14 protein-coding genes are annotated in these 17,015 nt (G+C 42.9%); 8 read left to right on the top strand and 6 right to left on the bottom strand.

The window, feature by feature from the left end; translation table 11 throughout:
- Nucleotides 1–86: 86 nt before the first annotated feature.
- From purM to AC5FX4_RS09440, 3 genes are read left to right on the top strand one after another with little or no spacing between them, the layout of a single operon-like run.
- Nucleotides 87–1,139, top strand: a complete 1,053-nt coding sequence (gene purM, locus AC5FX4_RS09450; RefSeq protein ID WP_493606168.1) for a phosphoribosylformylglycinamidine cyclo-ligase — start codon at nucleotides 87–89, stop codon at nucleotides 1,137–1,139.
- Entirely contained in the window at nucleotides 1,139–1,786 is a 648-nt protein-coding gene (purN, locus tag AC5FX4_RS09445) for a phosphoribosylglycinamide formyltransferase (RefSeq protein ID WP_493606167.1), read from the top strand. The genes purM and purN overlap by 1 nt, the downstream gene beginning before the upstream one ends.
- Nucleotides 1,743–2,495, top strand: a complete 753-nt coding sequence (locus AC5FX4_RS09440) for a DUF3108 domain-containing protein (RefSeq protein ID WP_493606166.1) — start codon at nucleotides 1,743–1,745, stop codon at nucleotides 2,493–2,495. The genes purN and AC5FX4_RS09440 overlap by 44 nt, the downstream gene beginning before the upstream one ends.
- Nucleotides 2,496–2,543: 48 nt before the next feature.
- On the opposite strand, the gene AC5FX4_RS09435 is transcribed toward AC5FX4_RS09440, so the two are convergent.
- Entirely contained in the window at nucleotides 2,544–3,308 is a 765-nt protein-coding gene (locus AC5FX4_RS09435; protein WP_493606165.1) for a class II glutamine amidotransferase, read from the bottom strand.
- A 287-nt stretch (nucleotides 3,309–3,595) separates the two neighbouring features.
- Here AC5FX4_RS09435 and AC5FX4_RS09430 point away from each other — a divergent pair, with 287 nt between their 5' ends.
- Nucleotides 3,596–4,255 (top strand): hypothetical protein, encoded by a 660-nt coding sequence (locus AC5FX4_RS09430; protein WP_493606164.1) that lies wholly within the window; start codon nucleotides 3,596–3,598, stop codon nucleotides 4,253–4,255.
- A gap of 74 nt (nucleotides 4,256–4,329) precedes the next feature.
- On the opposite strand, the gene AC5FX4_RS09425 is transcribed toward AC5FX4_RS09430, so the two are convergent.
- On the bottom strand, nucleotides 4,330–5,712 hold the full coding sequence (locus AC5FX4_RS09425) for a Na+/H+ antiporter NhaC family protein (RefSeq protein WP_493606163.1): 1,383 nt from the start codon (nucleotides 5,710–5,712) through the stop codon (nucleotides 4,330–4,332).
- Nucleotides 5,713–6,132: 420 nt separating this feature from the next.
- Between AC5FX4_RS09425 and AC5FX4_RS09420 the strand changes: the two genes are divergently transcribed.
- Nucleotides 6,133–6,369 (top strand): hypothetical protein, encoded by a 237-nt coding sequence (locus AC5FX4_RS09420; protein ID WP_493606162.1) that lies wholly within the window; start codon nucleotides 6,133–6,135, stop codon nucleotides 6,367–6,369.
- A gap of 76 nt (nucleotides 6,370–6,445) precedes the next feature.
- Here AC5FX4_RS09420 and topA read toward each other — a convergent pair whose 3' ends face one another.
- Together topA and AC5FX4_RS09410 are read right to left on the bottom strand one after the other, a co-directional pair.
- Nucleotides 6,446–9,085: a type I DNA topoisomerase gene (gene topA, locus AC5FX4_RS09415; protein ID WP_493606161.1), complete on the bottom strand. Its 2,640-nt coding sequence runs from the start codon at nucleotides 9,083–9,085 to the stop codon at nucleotides 6,446–6,448.
- A 245-nt stretch (nucleotides 9,086–9,330) separates the two neighbouring features.
- Nucleotides 9,331–12,384, bottom strand: a complete 3,054-nt coding sequence (locus tag AC5FX4_RS09410; RefSeq protein ID WP_493606160.1) for a hypothetical protein — start codon at nucleotides 12,382–12,384, stop codon at nucleotides 9,331–9,333.
- Nucleotides 12,385–12,549: 165 nt separating this feature from the next.
- Between AC5FX4_RS09410 and AC5FX4_RS09405 the strand changes: the two genes are divergently transcribed.
- The 3 genes from AC5FX4_RS09405 (at nucleotide 12,550) to AC5FX4_RS09395 (ending at nucleotide 14,749) form a co-directional block, all read left to right on the top strand.
- On the top strand, nucleotides 12,550–13,875 hold the full coding sequence (locus tag AC5FX4_RS09405; RefSeq protein WP_493606159.1) for a dicarboxylate/amino acid:cation symporter: 1,326 nt from the start codon (nucleotides 12,550–12,552) through the stop codon (nucleotides 13,873–13,875).
- 192 nt (nucleotides 13,876–14,067) lie between these two features.
- On the top strand, nucleotides 14,068–14,319 hold the full coding sequence (locus AC5FX4_RS09400; protein ID WP_493606158.1) for a hypothetical protein: 252 nt from the start codon (nucleotides 14,068–14,070) through the stop codon (nucleotides 14,317–14,319).
- A 28-nt stretch (nucleotides 14,320–14,347) separates the two neighbouring features.
- A complete protein-coding gene (locus AC5FX4_RS09395; RefSeq protein ID WP_493606157.1) occupies nucleotides 14,348–14,749 on the top strand; it encodes a hypothetical protein in 402 nt (133 codons plus the stop codon).
- Nucleotides 14,750–14,813: 64 nt separating this feature from the next.
- Here the strand turns inward: AC5FX4_RS09395 and AC5FX4_RS09390 are convergent, their stop codons facing one another.
- Together AC5FX4_RS09390 and nudC are read right to left on the bottom strand one after the other, a co-directional pair.
- Nucleotides 14,814–15,983 carry a cystathionine beta-lyase gene (locus AC5FX4_RS09390; RefSeq protein ID WP_493606156.1) on the bottom strand — a complete coding sequence of 390 codons (1,170 nt, stop codon included), beginning with the start codon at nucleotides 15,981–15,983 and terminating at the stop codon, nucleotides 14,814–14,816.
- A gap of 10 nt (nucleotides 15,984–15,993) precedes the next feature.
- The gene (nudC, locus tag AC5FX4_RS09385) at nucleotides 15,994–16,890 is read right to left on the bottom strand and encodes an NAD(+) diphosphatase (RefSeq protein ID WP_493606155.1); all 897 of its coding nucleotides are present in this window, start codon (nucleotides 16,888–16,890) and stop codon (nucleotides 15,994–15,996) included.
- Nucleotides 16,891–17,015 lie beyond the last annotated feature (125 nt).

The raw sequence follows: 17,015 nt of genomic DNA, 5'->3' as shown, positions 1-17,015 counted from the left end.
ATATTTCAGCTAGCCCCAAATTGGCAATTGTTGTAAAATACGCGCGTTTCTAAGCAACCCATAAATAGCAATTTTGAGGAAAACCTGTGAGCGAACAAAAACAGTCTCTTAGCTACAAAGACGCAGGCGTAGATATTGATGCGGGTAACGCATTGGTAGAACGCATTAAAGGCGTAGTGAAAAAAACTCGCCGTCCAGAAGTCATGGGCGGAATTGGTGGTTTTGGTGCACTATGCGAACTTCCAACTGGTTACAAAGAGCCTGTATTAGTTGCTGGCACTGATGGCGTGGGCACTAAGCTTCGCCTTGCTATTGATTTGAAAAAACACGACACGGTAGGTATCGACCTTGTTGCTATGTGTGTAAATGACCTAATTGTCCAAGGCGCTGAACCCCTATTTTTCTTGGACTATTATGCAACAGGTAAATTAGACGTTGATGTTGCCACGGATGTTGTAACCGGTATCGGTAAAGGCTGTGAGTTATCGGGTTGTGCCCTTATCGGCGGTGAAACTGCTGAAATGCCTGGCATGTACGAAGGCGATGATTACGATATGGCTGGTTTTTGTACTGGTGTCGTTGAAAAGTCAAAAATCATCGACGGCACAAAAGTCGCGTCTGGTGACCAACTTATCGCATTAGCTTCTAGTGGCCCACACTCAAACGGTTACTCACTGATCCGTAAGGTACTTGAAGTATCAGGCGCTGACACAAATGCTGAATTTGAAGGCAAAACGCTCGGTGAGCACCTATTAGAGCCAACGCGCATTTATGTTAAATCGATTCTTGAACTGCTTAAAGATGTGGATGTGCATGCGCTATCTCACATCACAGGCGGTGGTTTTTGGGAAAACATCCCTCGCGTATTGCCTGAGTCTGCAAAAGCCGTTGTAAAAGGTGATAGCTGGGAATGGCCTGCGATTTTCAACTGGTTGCAAGAGAACGGTAACATCAGCACGCATGAAATGTACCGCACATTCAACTGTGGCGTTGGTATGATTCTTGTGGTTCCAGCAGATAAACTGACGCAAAGCCTTGAGATCTTAACTGCACAAGGTGAAAACGCTTGGCACATAGGCGAAATTCAAACTGCCAATGCAGGTGAAGAACAAGTCGAGATCTTAGGTGGAAAAGCCTAATGTCTAATACTCGCTTAGTTGTATTGATCTCTGGTAGTGGGTCTAACCTGCAAGCAATTATTGATGCTTGCCAGAGTAATCAAATAAATGGCGAGGTAGTGGCGGTTATTAGTAACAAAGCCAACGCATATGGCTTAACGCGTGCAGAAAATGCAGGGATAAAAACACAAGTGTTAAGCCATAAAACGTTCGCAACTCGTGAAGATTATGACGTTGAATTAGCGTCTTTAATCGATTCTTTTGATCCAGATTTGGTTGTGTTAGCTGGATTTATGCGTATTCTAACTCCTAGCTTAGTGCAAAAATTTAAAGGAAAAATGTTGAACATTCATCCTTCTTTGTTGCCTAAGTACCAAGGGCTGAACACCCACCAAAGAGCGATAGATGCAAAAGATGACTGTCACGGTGCGAGCGTACACTTTGTAACGGAAGAGCTAGACGGTGGTCCGGTGGTATTACAAGCTAAGGTGCCTATCTTAGCGGACGATACTGCAGACACACTGGCGCAGCGGGTACATGAACAAGAGCATATTATCTATCCTTTGGTGGTCCAATGGTTCAGCGAACAAAGACTAACAATGGAAGCAGATTATGCCGTTTTTGATGACCAACCCCTTCCAGTTCAAGGCGCGAACTACCCACAATAAAAAATTAAGCGCTTGGCTGATTGGCTTGAGCGCTATTTTCTCTTGCTCTGTTTTTGCTAACCCCCTTGTTCCATATAATGCAGAGTATCAAGTGTCTCGTAAAGGTTCAGTGCAAGGCTCAGCTCATCGCGAGCTTAAGCAACTTGACCAAAACACCTATCAATTAAAATACAAAAGCGATATTGAATGGATGATTTTCTCGGATGAACGCGAGGAAACCTCCAAGTTCAATATGCACGAAGATACACCAATCCCACTTGAATACAGCATGGTACGCAAAGGAACTGGGCCTGATCGAGATTATAAAATTACCTTTGATCGTAAAAACCAAGCTGTCATTTCCAACCAAGAAAAGTACCCGTTAGATGTTAAGTGGATTGAGGAACAGCAAGATTTGCTCACCTATCAATTACAACTTAGAAATGAATTAAAAGCTGGCAAACAAAAATTCAGCTATCCAATCATTGATAAAAAAGGTGGGCAAAGAACCTACGACTTTGAAGTAGATGGCAAAGAAACCATCACCTTACCGATTGGCAATGTCGAAACCGTTCGTATCAAGCGTCTTTATGATGACGACAAACGCCAAGTAATGGTGTGGCTTGCACCGGATTACGACTATATCGTGGTGAAAATGTACAAGGGTAAAGAAGGCATAGAGCAGTTTCAAGTTCAGCTCACAAAGTATGAAAAGCACAAACCAATGTAACAAAACAGGTGGGTAGCAAATGCATTTGCTACCCACTTAATCATCTGATTAAATTTTCTCGCCCATTTTAAACAACACAAACTCTCCTGCTGCCATTTTCTGCCATTGCTCGTCATTAGTGAGCGGTCGCGTAGCGATAACCGTAACAACGTCGTTCGGCGTCGTTTCTTTTTGAAAATCAACCACCATGTCCGCATCAATCAGTGTTGCTTTACCAAAAGGTGCACGACGCGTGATCCAATGCAAGTTGTTGGTGCAATAAGCAAGCACAAACACGCCATCTGTTAACAGCATATTGAACACCCCTTTTTCACGCAACGTATCGGCAAGCTTCGCCGCATAGCGAAACACAGACGCCATATTAGAAGGCCGTTTGGGGTATTTTTGTCTGATCTTGTCGAGCAACCAACAAAATGCTAATTCACTGTCGGTATTGCCTACCGGCCGATAGAACTCAGGCTTTAAGTCACTGTAATTAGACAGTTGACCATTATGTGCGTAGGTGATCTCCCTGCCCCATAACTCTCGGGTAAACGGATGCGTATTCTCTAAACACACTCGCCCTCTATTGCCTTGGCGAATATGACTGATCACTGACACACTTTTAATTGGATAGGCTTTTACCAGTTTGGCAATTTCTGATTGGCAGCTTGGCTCTGGATCTTTGAACGTACGACAGCCTTTCCCCTCATAAAAGGTGATCCCCCAACCGTCTTTATGGGGACCTGTGTTACCACCGCGTTCCAACAGCCCTGAAAAACTAAAACAAATATCTGTTGGGACATTTGCAGACATGCCCAGCAATTCGCACATAATAAAATAAACCTATGTCAGTTTGAGTCGTAGGGAGTTGATAGTGACTCATACTTCCCGCCGATTAATCACAAAAGTTCATATTGTTAGGCATATAGGTAAGAAAAACAAGTTGTAAAAGACTGTCAAAATTACAGATCAAATTGATTTTCAATATCTACGGATTAGACAAGCACGACATCATCTAACAGCAGCATAAGACACTAGTTCATTTCACACTAACAACTATTGATTACAAGTGTAATTTTAATTACATTAGATTACACCTGTAATCATCAAATGAAATCATGAAAAACTTTTTATATATACTCATGCCACTTTGGCTTGCGGCTTGCCAGAGCCCGGTCATTCATATCTATGCGAATGATTTGCCTCAATCGAAACAATCACAAATACAAACCTTGCTTGAAGCAGAGCAAATTCGTTATGAATTCACAAATTTACAATCACCTGAACGGTATAACCAACCACATTTGCTGTATCACCCTCAAGACAGCGATCAGGCGCTTATCAGTGCCGTGGAGCGCGTAGTGAAAGGTGTGGGTTATGAAGGTATAAGCGCACAGGTGTTTAGCAAAGATAACCATTACTATACACAAGGTCACATGGGGTTATATTTTCCTGGCAAAAAGCGTGAAGTCACAGTACCTGAGTTATTGTTTACACATGAATGTGCTGACACCGATATGCAAATTCAAATGAAGCGAAGTGGCCAATGGCTCGCCCGAAATCAAACAGATGTAAAAGGTAAATGGCAATATGTGGAACCCTATTTAACTTTGTTTTGGTTTGATGGCACTGGGATGGTACAGCAAGCATATCAAGGTCGAACCCATACTGTTACCACGAAATTGGGGCCAAGAAACGCGGTAACCTTTTCAGTACTTGGTCACCGGAGCTATCCACTTGCCGTATTAAATTGTGACTTGCAGGCAATTTTCATGTAATGAGAAAAATGGGTTAGATAAGCGAAACGCCGTTTAACAAATTAAGGGCACCTCAAGATGCCCTTTTTGTTACGTTAAGCCATAAACAAGAAGCCAACAAATGCGATAACTGCCGCTATCAGTGCGTAAGGTAATTGTGTAACCGCATGGCTAATTAAGTTACAACCAGAGCCTTGCGCTGCTAATACGGTGGAATCGGAATAAAAGCATGCTTGGCTACCGAATGACGAAGCAGATAACAACGCACCAATGACCAGTGGTATATTGGCATCAACCGCCACCGCTAAAGGCATAACAATAGGGATAGTCACCGCAAATATTCCCCAGCTAGAGCCCGTAGCAAACGCTAAAATTGCCATTGAAAGGAATACCATTGCAGGTAATAGTTGCGCCGTCATATAGGGGCTGAGCGAGTCAATCACGTAACGTGGCAGCATGAGCTGATCACAGACATCTTTGAAGATAAATGCGGCGATAACGGTACCGATTGCTGGCAACATGCATTTAAAACCATCAATCATTTGCTCTAACATTTGCGCCAACGTCATGAGTCTTTGCACTAAATAAAAAGGAATAGTTACCGCCAATGTAGCAAGCAACCCTTTCCACACATCAATATCAAAATAAACAGTAAACGCAACCAGTAAAGTAATGGGCACCAAGAAGTTATAGAGCTTGCCTTGTTCATCAGCATGTTCAAACTCTTGTTCAATCGCTTTAGCAGCATATTCGTCAGGCGTTTGTACTTGTTCGAGATCTACTTGTTCCAGCGCTGGCTGGCCTGTTTGAACCGCCAATTCAGCACGCTTCATCGCACCAAATAACGGAATAACCCCCATTACCACCAGTGGCACCATCAACACAGCAACCCACGCATAAAGCATATATGGTATGGCTTGAATATAAGTGCTGATGCCCTGTCCCTGCTCCGCAACGCCGTTATCAACCAGCAAACCACCGAAAAATACCGCCCAGGTTGATAGAGGTACCAATACACAAATAGGCGCTGCTGTTGAGTCAACGACATAGGCGAGCATTTCTCTTGAAATTTTGAACTTGTCGGTAACGCGTCTCATCGTTTCACCAACCGTCAATGCATTGAGATAGTCATCTATAAAAATGACTACGCCCAATAAATAAGTCATCAGTAATGAGGATTTCCTTCCGTGTGCAACCTTGAATGCGCTTCGACCAAAAGCGAGCGCACCACCTGTACGTACTAACAACGCAATCAAAGCACCAAAGCTACCACATACGAGGATCAACCAGCCAATGGTTTCATCCGCCATTACTTTTAATGAGGTTTCCGAAAATTTAGCAAGGACCTCAGCAGGCTCAATTAACGCTAAACCGGTCAGCGCACCAATAACAAGCGCAAGAATTGGGCGACGAAGTAACACGGCAAGGAGTAACACCACAATAGGTGGAATTACGCTTATAACACTAGGCTCTGACATTAGAAATTTCCCAATATTAGATTCAACAAAAAGTTAAAAACGTAACCTAAGGCTACGAATATCTGCTTAATATTGGGTTGACCGTAATGCTGTAGTATGGCCCTTCTTGAAACATCCGCGAAAAAATAAACATGAATTGAGTTTTCGTCAATTTATTTTTTCACAAAATACATCAAGGCACTTCGTCGTGTGTTCATACGGTGCTTTTATCTGTGGCCGTGCCGATAAAGATGCGCACTCTTAGCCTATATTTTCTTATGATTTTATATGGTTAACCTATGAATCAATTAACAAATCGGGGGATCAATTTAAACTTATCAATAATCATTTTATTTGCTCTTTACGAGCAAATAATTTCGTTTTTCATCTATGATTATTTAGTTTAAAAAGTGCTTGTCCAATTAACTTAAGGCAAAAAAAATGAAAAAATCACTTCTTGGTATGGCAACAGTAATCACTTTATTCGCTGCTAATAGCTTCGCAAATGACGTAACTGCTGCACCTCAGGAACTGGTACAAGAGTACACACAAATGTGTGCTGAATGGGCAAGTGACGACGGTGTTGAAGCCAAAGATCTTAAAAAGTACGTACTTGATTGCGTCAATGAAGAATTACAAAGCAACAGCTATCAAACAGTGACATCTGTTGAAATCTAATATATTCGTGATCCTCATTCTCACGAATTAAAAAGCCGGGTTAACCCGGCTTTTTATTTAGTCACTATTTTGTGCTTTATTTTTTCTTTTTACTGGCTTTGTCTTCAACGACCCATTTGCCACTTTCATAAGTTGCTTTCCAGCCAGTCGCTTTCCCCTCTACTTCAGTCATCACATACTGAGTTTTGGTTTTTCTCGAATAACGAACAACAGCCAAATTACCATCGCCGTCCATTTCTGGTGCATCAGCTAAATAATAAAACTTAGGCGAAATCCTGTCTTTAAAGCGTTTTAATTCAGCAACCTTAGGTGCGCGCGTTTCCCGAGATTTAGGGAACGTATGTGCGGCTAAGAAAATGCCTGACGCACCATCACGCAATACAAAGTAAGCATCTGACTTTTCACACTCAAGTTCAGGTAAATGAACAGGATCTTCTTTTGGTGGCGCTGGCTCACCATTCTTAAGTAATTTACGCGTGTTTTTACACTCTTCATTACTACAGCCAAAGTACTTACCAAAACGACCAGATTTAAGCTCCATGTCTGAACCACATTTATCACACTCGATAATTGGTCCATCGTAGCCTTTAATTTTGAAGGTGCCTTTTTCAACCACATAACCTTTACAAGCAGGGTTGTTACCACACACGTGAAGTTTGCGCGATTCGTCAATTAAATACGAGTCCATCGCGGTTTCACAAATTGGGCAGCGCTTCATTTGCATGAGAGTTTCTGTCTCAACGTCTTCCACATCTGCTGTGATTGCTTCATCACCAGAAACCAAGTTCATGGTTGTTGTGCAACGCTCTTTGGGTGGTAGATTGTAACCTGTACAGCCTAAGAAAACGCCTGTTGAAGCTGTTCTGATCCCCATTTTGCGGTTACACGTTGGGCAATCAATATCCGTCTCAACCATGGTATTTTGACGCATACCGCCTTCGGCTTCATCGCCTGCAGCAACTTCTAACTGTGTTTTAAAGTTATCATAGAACTTATCAAGCACTTGCGTCCAAACACGCTCACCTTCGGCAATATCATCCAATCTGTCTTCCATCTTGGCGGTAAAGTCAAAGTTCATTAAGTCATTGAAGTTTTCAACCAAGCGGTCAGTCACAATTTCACCCATTTTCTCGGCGAAGAAGCGACGATTTTCAACGCGTACATAACCACGGTCCTGTATCGTTGAAATAATCGATGCGTAAGTTGACGGACGACCAATACCACGCTTTTCAAGCTCTTTAACTAAGCTTGCTTCACTGAAACGTGCCGGTGGCTTGGTAAAGTGTTGCTTAGGATCAAGTGCAACGAGATCAATCACATCCCCTTCAGCAACAGCAGGCAATGATTGGTCTTCTTCATTTTTCTTACGAACCGATGGCTGAACTCTAGTCCAACCGTCAAAACGCATTACACGGCCTTTGGCTTTTAGTGTGTAATCGTCAGCGGCAACTGTCAGCGTTGTCAAATCGTATTCAGCTGCAGTCATCTGACAAGCAACAAATTGACGCCAGATCAATTCATATAGCTTCTTAGCATCCGCATCAACGCCTTCTACATGACCAGAAAGCACATTCACGTCTGAAGGACGAATAGCCTCGTGCGCTTCCTGAGCGTTACCTTTAGCGCTATATTTTACCGCTTCTTTAGGCAGATATTTATCACCAAACTGGTCTGAAATGTAATCGCGGCACATGGCCACAGCGTCATTTGACAAGTTTGTTGAGTCCGTACGCATATACGTGATGTAACCGGCTTCATACAAACGCTGAGCAAGCATCATGGTTTTCTTAACGCCATAGCCTAAACGTGTACTCGCAGCTTGCTGCATCGTTGAGGTAATAAATGGCGCGCTTGGCTTACTCTTACTCGGCTTTTCTTCAACTTTTACAACGCGATAATCACACTTTTCAAGCACTGAAACAGCCTGCATGGCTTGTGTTTCATTAATCGGCTTGAAGGCTTCGCCCTTGTGTTTTGTCACTTCTAGGCGAATAGGCTGTGTTTTTGCGGTTACGTCTGCATGAATGTCCCAAAACTCTTCAGGAATAAACGCTTTAATTTCTCTTTCACGCTCAACTAACAAACGTACAGCAACAGATTGAACACGACCAGCCGATAAGCCTCGGGCGACTTTTTGCCAAAGCAGTGGCGAAACCATGAAGCCCACAACTCGGTCTAGAAAACGACGCGCCTGCTGTGCGTACACCATGTCCGTGTTTAAGTCACCCGGTGTTTCAAATGCTTGTTGAATGGCATTTTTGGTAATTTCGTTAAATACTACGCGCTTATACTTGTCTTTATCACCACCGATGATTTGCTCAAGGTGCCAAGCGATGGCTTCCCCTTCTCTATCCAAATCGGTTGCGAGATAGATTTGGTCAGCGTTTTCAGCAAGTTTTTTGAGCTCTTGTACAACCTTTTCTTTGCCCGGCAGTACTTCATAGTGTGGTTCCCAGCCTTTCTCTGGGTCAATACCCATGCGAGCGACTAGGTTTGCGTAGTCTTTGTTCTTTTTATATTCGGCTTTTTCTTCAGGCGACATTTTGCGCACTTCAGCGGGGCTTTTCGTTGCCAGCCCTTTTGTCTTACCTGCACCAGAGGTTGGTAGGTCGCGCACATGGCCGACACTGGACTTTACAATGTAGTCCTTACCTAAATATTTATTAATTGTTTTTGCCTTCGCGGGAGACTCTACAATTACTAGCGATTTGCCCATAGCTGCCTATTTTTGACCCATCTTGTCTGAGTTTACTGCCCATCTAGGGCGATTAATATTTATAGGTATATCTACAAACACCTATTGTTACAAGCTTTAAATACAATCTTTTAGCTGATTAATGATTAATTACACAATTACTGTTGCTATTTTATACAAAAAGTACAAAGCCAAATTTGAGCTGCGCAATATAAAGGAATCAATACAAAAATGCCAACCCGAAGGCTGGCATTTTTGGTTTCTCATTAGCCCGCGTCGACTATTTCCAATGTGACTGGCGTTATCACGCCACTCGGAGTAGTGAATATAAACGAAACCTGACCTTGCTTTTTCTGGTTAGGTTCAATTTCACGTGAAATAGTGAATTTTATTCTCGAAGCGGCAACATCATTCTGGCTAGGGATAACCACATCTGATACCCCTGTATATAAACCATTATCCGTGCTGATCGCAATTTCTGTTCCTTGCGGGAGTGGGTTATTGTTGACATCGCTGTAGTATAAATAAACTTCCGCACTGTCAATTAAGCTTGTCTCGTCTTCAGTAGCAAATACAATTTGCGTCACATCACAATAAGTAGAATGACCTGATGGCTCTAAATCTAACGCTTTAACACCATTGACGAAGACGTCTGCACATGAGCTTGGTACCGTTCTACCGTTCCCTAAGGCGCTACCTTTTCTTACTACAAAACGATAAATAGGCACACTACCAGACATAATGATTTCAGCCGTATCAAATACATCGATAATCGATTTGGTACACTGACCGTTTTGCTGCTGAGCAACCGTACAGCTTAAGCCGTTGTATTTGCCATCTCTATCAGTAAATGAGCCATCGCCATTGCCGTCCCATAATTTCTCAAAATGACCAGCATTGGTGTTGGTTGGCGAACAAGGATTAGTTGCACTACTCGGAACGCAATTTATTCCCTCATAATTACCGTTTTCATTGTCATCTCTAAACACCTCTGGCACATCGTAAACTAAACTAAATTCATTTGAATCGAATAAACCATTGCCATTCACATCGTTGAAGTTTTCTTCGCCATCGGTAATGGCTACCAGAGTTGCCCTACCAGCTAAAGGCACGCCATCACTGTGGTGAGCAGCATTAAGAATTCCGTTTATGCAAGGTGCAGAAAGTGGATCATCGGAGTCCTCAAAATACAGATTACAATTTCGAGTGCTTTCAAGCACCGAGGCATTTAACTGATTATTACCTACATTAAGAATTTGCTGATGCGATGGATTAGAGTTACCTTGCCCCACAAGGTATGACTTTTTCGCCGCATAGAGCTTCTTCGGATTATACGAGTCAACGCGATTTCCCCAGTAGTTTGTTGAGCAATTAACCTGATTTGGCAACTCACAATCTACTGGACTACGTGGATCACTTGCGGGTTTGTTCGTCACAAATGGAATAATATTTTGGCTCACCCAAGTAGCGCTACAACGACCATCTGTCGTTTCACATTCTAATTCTGCATTAAACTGCGTGCCATCCACTGTACCCACAGCACCACCTTCAGCACTAATATAAACTTTGGTGCCATCATGCACGAAATTGCCATATCTATCGGCAACATTGACAGTAATCGGAATTTCTTTGTTACTAATATTTAAAGTCTCAGTGTTCAACGTCCCTACCGACAAAGACATCGTTGAGTTAACAGGCAAACCACTGGTCACACTTAAACGGCTAGATACTGACATAATTGCTTGGTCTTGCTGCACGAGTGTGATGGTTCCCGTTGGGCAATCAGCGGGTTTTGAATCGGCTTTGCACGCATCAAAACGTTCCTGCCAACAAGTTACCTCGTCATTACTGTTTGCTGGGATCAAATCATTTGGGATATAACAAGCTTGCACCACAAAGCTCGACGATACGTTCCCTGAACTCACAATCACTTTCGCTTCACCTTGTGAGTCTGTTCTAACACTCGTAGGCACCAATGTGGCGTCACTGTGTTTGGCTCTTAGTCTAAAATCGATACGCTGGTTGGCTGCACCACCGCTTAAACTATTAATTAATTTAAACGACAATTCAGATGATTCTTTTCGTTGTGGCCCACCCGTGCCTTTTAACGCCAATAAGCTTTCACTGGCATTTAAAAACTCTATCGATTGAGGTTTTGCCGGAGAAACAGGAATAACCACTTGTTCAGTTTCCGAATTACCACCTTTAGAGACGGTCACAGAGATGGTATCGCCCATCGCGATATCACAGCCCAAGTTTTTATAAGTTGAATAAGCAATACCACCTACGCTTGTAGATGTGCCATCAACCTGTGCTTTTTCACTCTCAGCACAGCCTGATGAAAATGCCACATCCAAAGGTGTGGTAATCAATTGACCATTTTGATCTTTAATCTGAACAGTTAATAGCGTGGTTTCACCTGCGCCTAATGGGATCGTATTACCTTGACTGTCTTTGCGAAGACCATTATCAATCGTTAAAGACAGATCCTCGGCACCGCTGGTAAATGCAAAGCTGGTAGAGGCATCGTTAAATGTCGCCGTTAATTGACCAGCGCCACCTTGCAGTGGCGGACGATACTTGAACAATGCAAAACCAAAGTTGTCAGTAACACTCTTGTCACCCGACAGAATTGTACCTATATCAGCCGCTAAATTAACTAATACGCCAGATACACCCTGTCCAGATTTGGTACTGGAAGCTCCAACTAACACATCGACTTCTTCAATCGCGTCAATTTTGTTAGAAGTTTGGCAGGCTGATGACAACGTATCTAACGATACATTATCTCTTTCACTTTCCCACCCTGCTGGGCAATCTGTTAATACCTTAATGGTGAGTTTCGTATCGTCATCTTCTGCATCAGCCTCGTCACCAGAAGAGTAAAAAACCGTTTTATCTGTGTAAACAACACCTTCACCATCTGTATAGGTTGCAATTAACTCGCCCCAACCACGGCTTTCACCACTGGCGATTGTGATTGTCGCGATACCTTCAGAATTAGTTGCGCCAGTGCCTGACTCAGGGCTCAAGCGTCCAGCATGATTAACTTGAAATTGAATAAGCTTGCTGGTGATGGCATCGTTGCCTTTTTTAAGTGTTGCCTTGGCTGTACCTTGTCGTTGGCTCGAAATAGGATTGTCTTCGTTCAATGCGTTGCCATCAGCATCGACAACTTGCACGGTAAAAACGATGTCTTTGTCTTGCCCAGTTGTACCATCGGTACCACCATCTGTACTTTTCTCTATCGAACCACCCCCGCCACAAGCGGTGAGTAGCAAGCTTAGCATCATCATGCTGAACCAGCGCATTAAAGGCATTAACCTCTCTCCCTAGCACAATTTGAAGTTGAATTTTTTGTCATCTTACCCTAGAAACTGCTCAAAAATCACAGTTTTTTCGTATTTCTCGGCGAAAATTTTTGCCAAATTAATTTGGCCTGTTAGGCTATGCAGATCATTAGCTATTAATCCAAATTTAGTCATATGCAAAAAAATAACAAAATGAGCCTCACGTCTCGTATTATGCTGGGCATGGTGTCCGGCATTATATTGGGCCTGCTTCTTCAAGCGCTCTTTTCTGGCCAAGAAGAATATTTAATTCCACTGGGGTTGTTCGACTTCCCGGTTAAAAGCTTTATCGTCGATGGTTTATTTCACGTGGGTGGGCAAATTTTCATTGCCAGTTTGAAAATGCTAGTCGTCCCTCTCGTTTTCATTTCTTTAGTCTGTGGTACCTGTAGTCTAAGCGACCCTAAAAAGTTAGGGCGATTAGGCGGAAAATCTATCGCCTTATATCTTGTAACAACTGCGGTTGCTATCACTGTTGCAATCACACTTGCTTTAATCGTCGCGCCCGGCGTAGGTCAAGAGCTACCAACCAATGCCAGTTTTGAAGCAAGTCAGGCCCCTACGCTTGCACAAGTTATCATTAATATGTTCCCAACCAATCCGATTAACGCAATGGCAAATGGAAACATGCTACAAGTTATTGTATTTGCGCTGCTGTTTGGTGTTGCTATGGCGCTCAGTGGTGAACCGGGTAAGCGTGTCGCAAAAGTGTTCGACGACTTAAATGTGGTTGTATTAAAACTGGTTACTTTACTTATGAACTTAGCGCCTTACGGCGTATTCTGTTTAATGGCAAAACTATTTACCACAATTGATGTAGGCCTGATTTTCAGCTTAGCTAAATACTTTTTAGTAGTACTTGTTGCTTTGTTTATTCACGCCTTGGTTAACTATTCAATCATTTTAAAAATGCTCACAGGTTTAAACCCGGTTATGTTCCTGACCAAAATGAAAGACGCGTGTATGTTTGCGTTTAGTACCTCTAGTTCAAGCGCAACAATGCCAGTGACACTTGAAACGGCAACAAAAAAACTGGGTGCGCATAATTCTGTAGCTTCTTTCACTGTACCTTTGGGCGCAACTATTAATATGGATGGCACCGCAATCATGCAGGGTGTTGCAACCGTATTTATTGCCCAAGTCTTTGCTGTTGATTTGACAATCAGTGATTATCTAATGGTTATTTTAACCGCGACGCTCGCCTCAGTTGGTACAGCTGGTGTACCAGGCGTTGGCTTAATCATGCTCGCCATGGTACTAAACCAGGTTGGCTTACCTGTTGAAGGGATCGCAATCATCATTGGTGTGGACCGCCTTCTTGATATGACTCGTACTGCAGTCAACGTAACAGGAGACTGCATGGTCACCTGTATAGTGGCGAAATCAGAAAACGAATTTGATTTAGATGTATTTAACGACCCAAATGCAGCAAAAGAGCTAGAGGAAAAAACTTCTCTCTAAGCACGCGTTTTCACAAATAATAAAGGGAGTCCAAATAGGCTCCCTTTATTATTTCACCCTTATCAAAAAACGATTACCTCTCACTTTGTACATGAGGTTAAACCACATATCTCATAGGTATGTGGTTTAACTTGCGTCATTCATTCCACTGCGCGATAATTGGATAAAAGTCGGATATTTTTCGGAGTAATTATGGCAGTGGAACCAACCCAAACAGAAGTAAGAGTTGCGATTGACGCTAACTTTCTGAAAAACTTGCAAGCAAGGCTGGGTCTAAAGAAATCCAGTGATGTAACACGCGTCGCATTATCTTTATTAGACTGGGCTTCCGACGAAGCAAGTCACGATAGAACCATTTTATCCGCTACAAAAGACGGTAAAGATATACATAGACTGGTAATGACTGAACTATCTAATGTGAGGAAAGTAAACCCAGAGCCATAATATTAAAGGCTATAAGGATATTAAGAATATGAATGGGGATTTAGATTTAACTAAAGCAACGGACACAACCCCCAAAGATGCGCCTGTTAGCGAACCTGAGCCTTTAACTGGTAAAGAAAAAGCCGGAGTCTACCTCACTTGGGGAATTCTAGGCGTATTAATTGGGTTTCTACTCATTATTATTGGCGTATTTGTCTGGGGTGAGCTGGAATTTTTCCGAACAACTTCTGCGCTACACTCTTTAGAAAAAGGCGCTTCAGCAGAGTCATTAGAAAAAGTAGACTCACTACTGTCAAGTGTCGCTTCACAAAGAACTGCATTTAGAACATTCTGGTTTGACACTCTGCAATTAATATTACTTAATGTCCTTTTTCCGACGCTTACAGCATTGCTTGGGTATATTTTTGGCACAAGTCGAAACAACAATTAATACATGCCTATTCACAGAAACTTCGAAAACGCCCACAGCAAAAAGTGGGCGTTTTCATTAAGCTTTAGCAATGAGACGCATATTGTTCTAATGCTTGCTCCAAATCTGCTATCAAATCTTCAACATCTTCCAACCCGATATGCAATCGAATGATAGGCCCTTGAGACCAACCAGTGACACTACGTAGCCCTGCCACACTTTTTGTCGCGGTCACTAAGCTCTCGTAGCCCCCCCATGAAAAACCCATTTTAAAATGCTCTAGACTGTCCAAAAATACATTAATGGCCTTTTGCGTACCACTTTTCATCACAAATGAGAATAACCCGTTACTACCAGCAAAGTCGCGAACGAAATATTCATGTCCCGGACACGAGGCCAGCGCAGGATGTCGCACGTGATCTACCAATGGGTGCTTAGTCAACCAGTTTGCTACTTGCAGTGCCGCTTTTTCATGCTGCGCAAGTCTCACTGGCATGGTACGTAAACCTCGAAGCGCCAAATAGGCATCGTCCGCTGACGTGCACTGTCCGAGTAAATAAGAGTTTTCACGCAAAGTTGGCCAGTGCTGTTCGTTTGCCACTGCAACCCCCATCATCACATCCGAATGACCAACAATATATTTTGTTGCGGCTTGAATACTAATATCTACACCATGATCTAGGGGCTTATAATGCCAACCATTACCATACGTATTATCTAGCATAGTGATCACATTATGCGCTTTTGCAGCTGCAACTAAAGATGGCACATCTTGCACTTCCATCGTGATTGAACCGGGTGACTCTAGAAATAGAACTTTGGTGTTTTCTTGAATGAGAGACGTAATATTTGCACCAATCATTGGATCGTAATAAGTGGTCGATATACCTAACCCTGCCAAGATTTTATCGCAAAAGTCACGAGTTGGTTCGTAAGCCGTATCAACCATCAATAAGTGGTCGCCAGACTTTAAAAATGATAGCAGTGACTGACTAATCGCAGCAGCACCACAGGGATAAAGCGCACAACCGGCACCATTTTCAAGCTCCATAATCGCATCTTGCAGCGCATAATGTGTATTGGTACCACGACGGCCGTAAAACAAAGTACGATTGCCACGCTCTTGCGCAGCTTGCTGCAAGTCTGCCACTGACTCAAATACCACGGTAGATGCACGTTGCACAACGGGGTTAACAACGCCCTGAGTATATTGTGACTTGCGCCCTGAACTCACCAGTTTTGTGTTATTTTTCATTTAGATACCTTTACTTTGCTCGCCAATACTCTACTAGGTAGCGAGATATCGAATCTGTTCGCGTCAACTTGTTACCTGGGCGCTCATCCCCCCACTGACCAAATTGATTTAGCTCTTCTTTACTAAACCATTGAGCATCTTCTAAATCATCCTGATCTATGCTGATATCAGTCGTACTCGCTTTACCAATAAAACCAAGCATCAATGATGAAGGAAATGGCCACGGTTGAGAGGCGATATATTCAACCTCACAGACATCAATGCCCGCTTCCTCTTTCACCTCTCGAATGACAGCCTGTTCTAAAGTTTCACCGGGGTCGACAAAACCAGCTAAAGTTGAGTACACGCCTTCTGGCCAGCTTGCTTGGCGACCCATTAAGCAACGCTCTATCCCATCATCAAAAGTGTGAGTGATCAACATGATAACGGCAGGATCCGTACGTGGAAAAGTCATATGGTCACATTGGCTATTTTCACACTTTCTTGCGTGACCTGCCTCAACACTTACGTTGGTATAACCGCAGCGACCACAAAAACGATGAGTTTTGTGCCAATAACATAAACCTCGCGCTAAAACGCCCACAGACGCCATCTGCTTTTCTAGTTGTGGGCCTATACGACGCATATCTACGAACTCAAGCTGTGTGTCTTGCATCAAACTAATGACTTGTTCAGTGCCGCTTACATCAAGTGCAAAATAACTATGAGCGTCATCCAGCCCTAAAAATATTGCCGTCTTTAAGTTAAATGGTGTGACTTGTTCAAACGAGAGAAAATGCAACTCGTTGCGCTCGATATTGATCAGATTTCTATCTTTATCTATCAAAAGCCACCGGCTGTTTTTGGCCATTTGTTGTTCGATCCACTGCGGATCTTTGCGTTCATTTGAAGCACGGTTGAGGTGCATATGCGTGTAATGCAGCAAAGCCTAATCCTTGTCGAAGTTATTTGCTTAAAGCTACCATATGCAACGCGAAAGCTAAACAGTTTGCCTAACCTCGGACTAAAATGATTATCTTTGAGTGTCTGATT

The organism is Pseudoalteromonas sp. ATL1 (genome assembly GCF_058933015.1).
The sequence above is the reverse complement of the archived record's forward strand: the minus strand, read 5'-3'. Positions and strand labels throughout refer to the sequence as shown.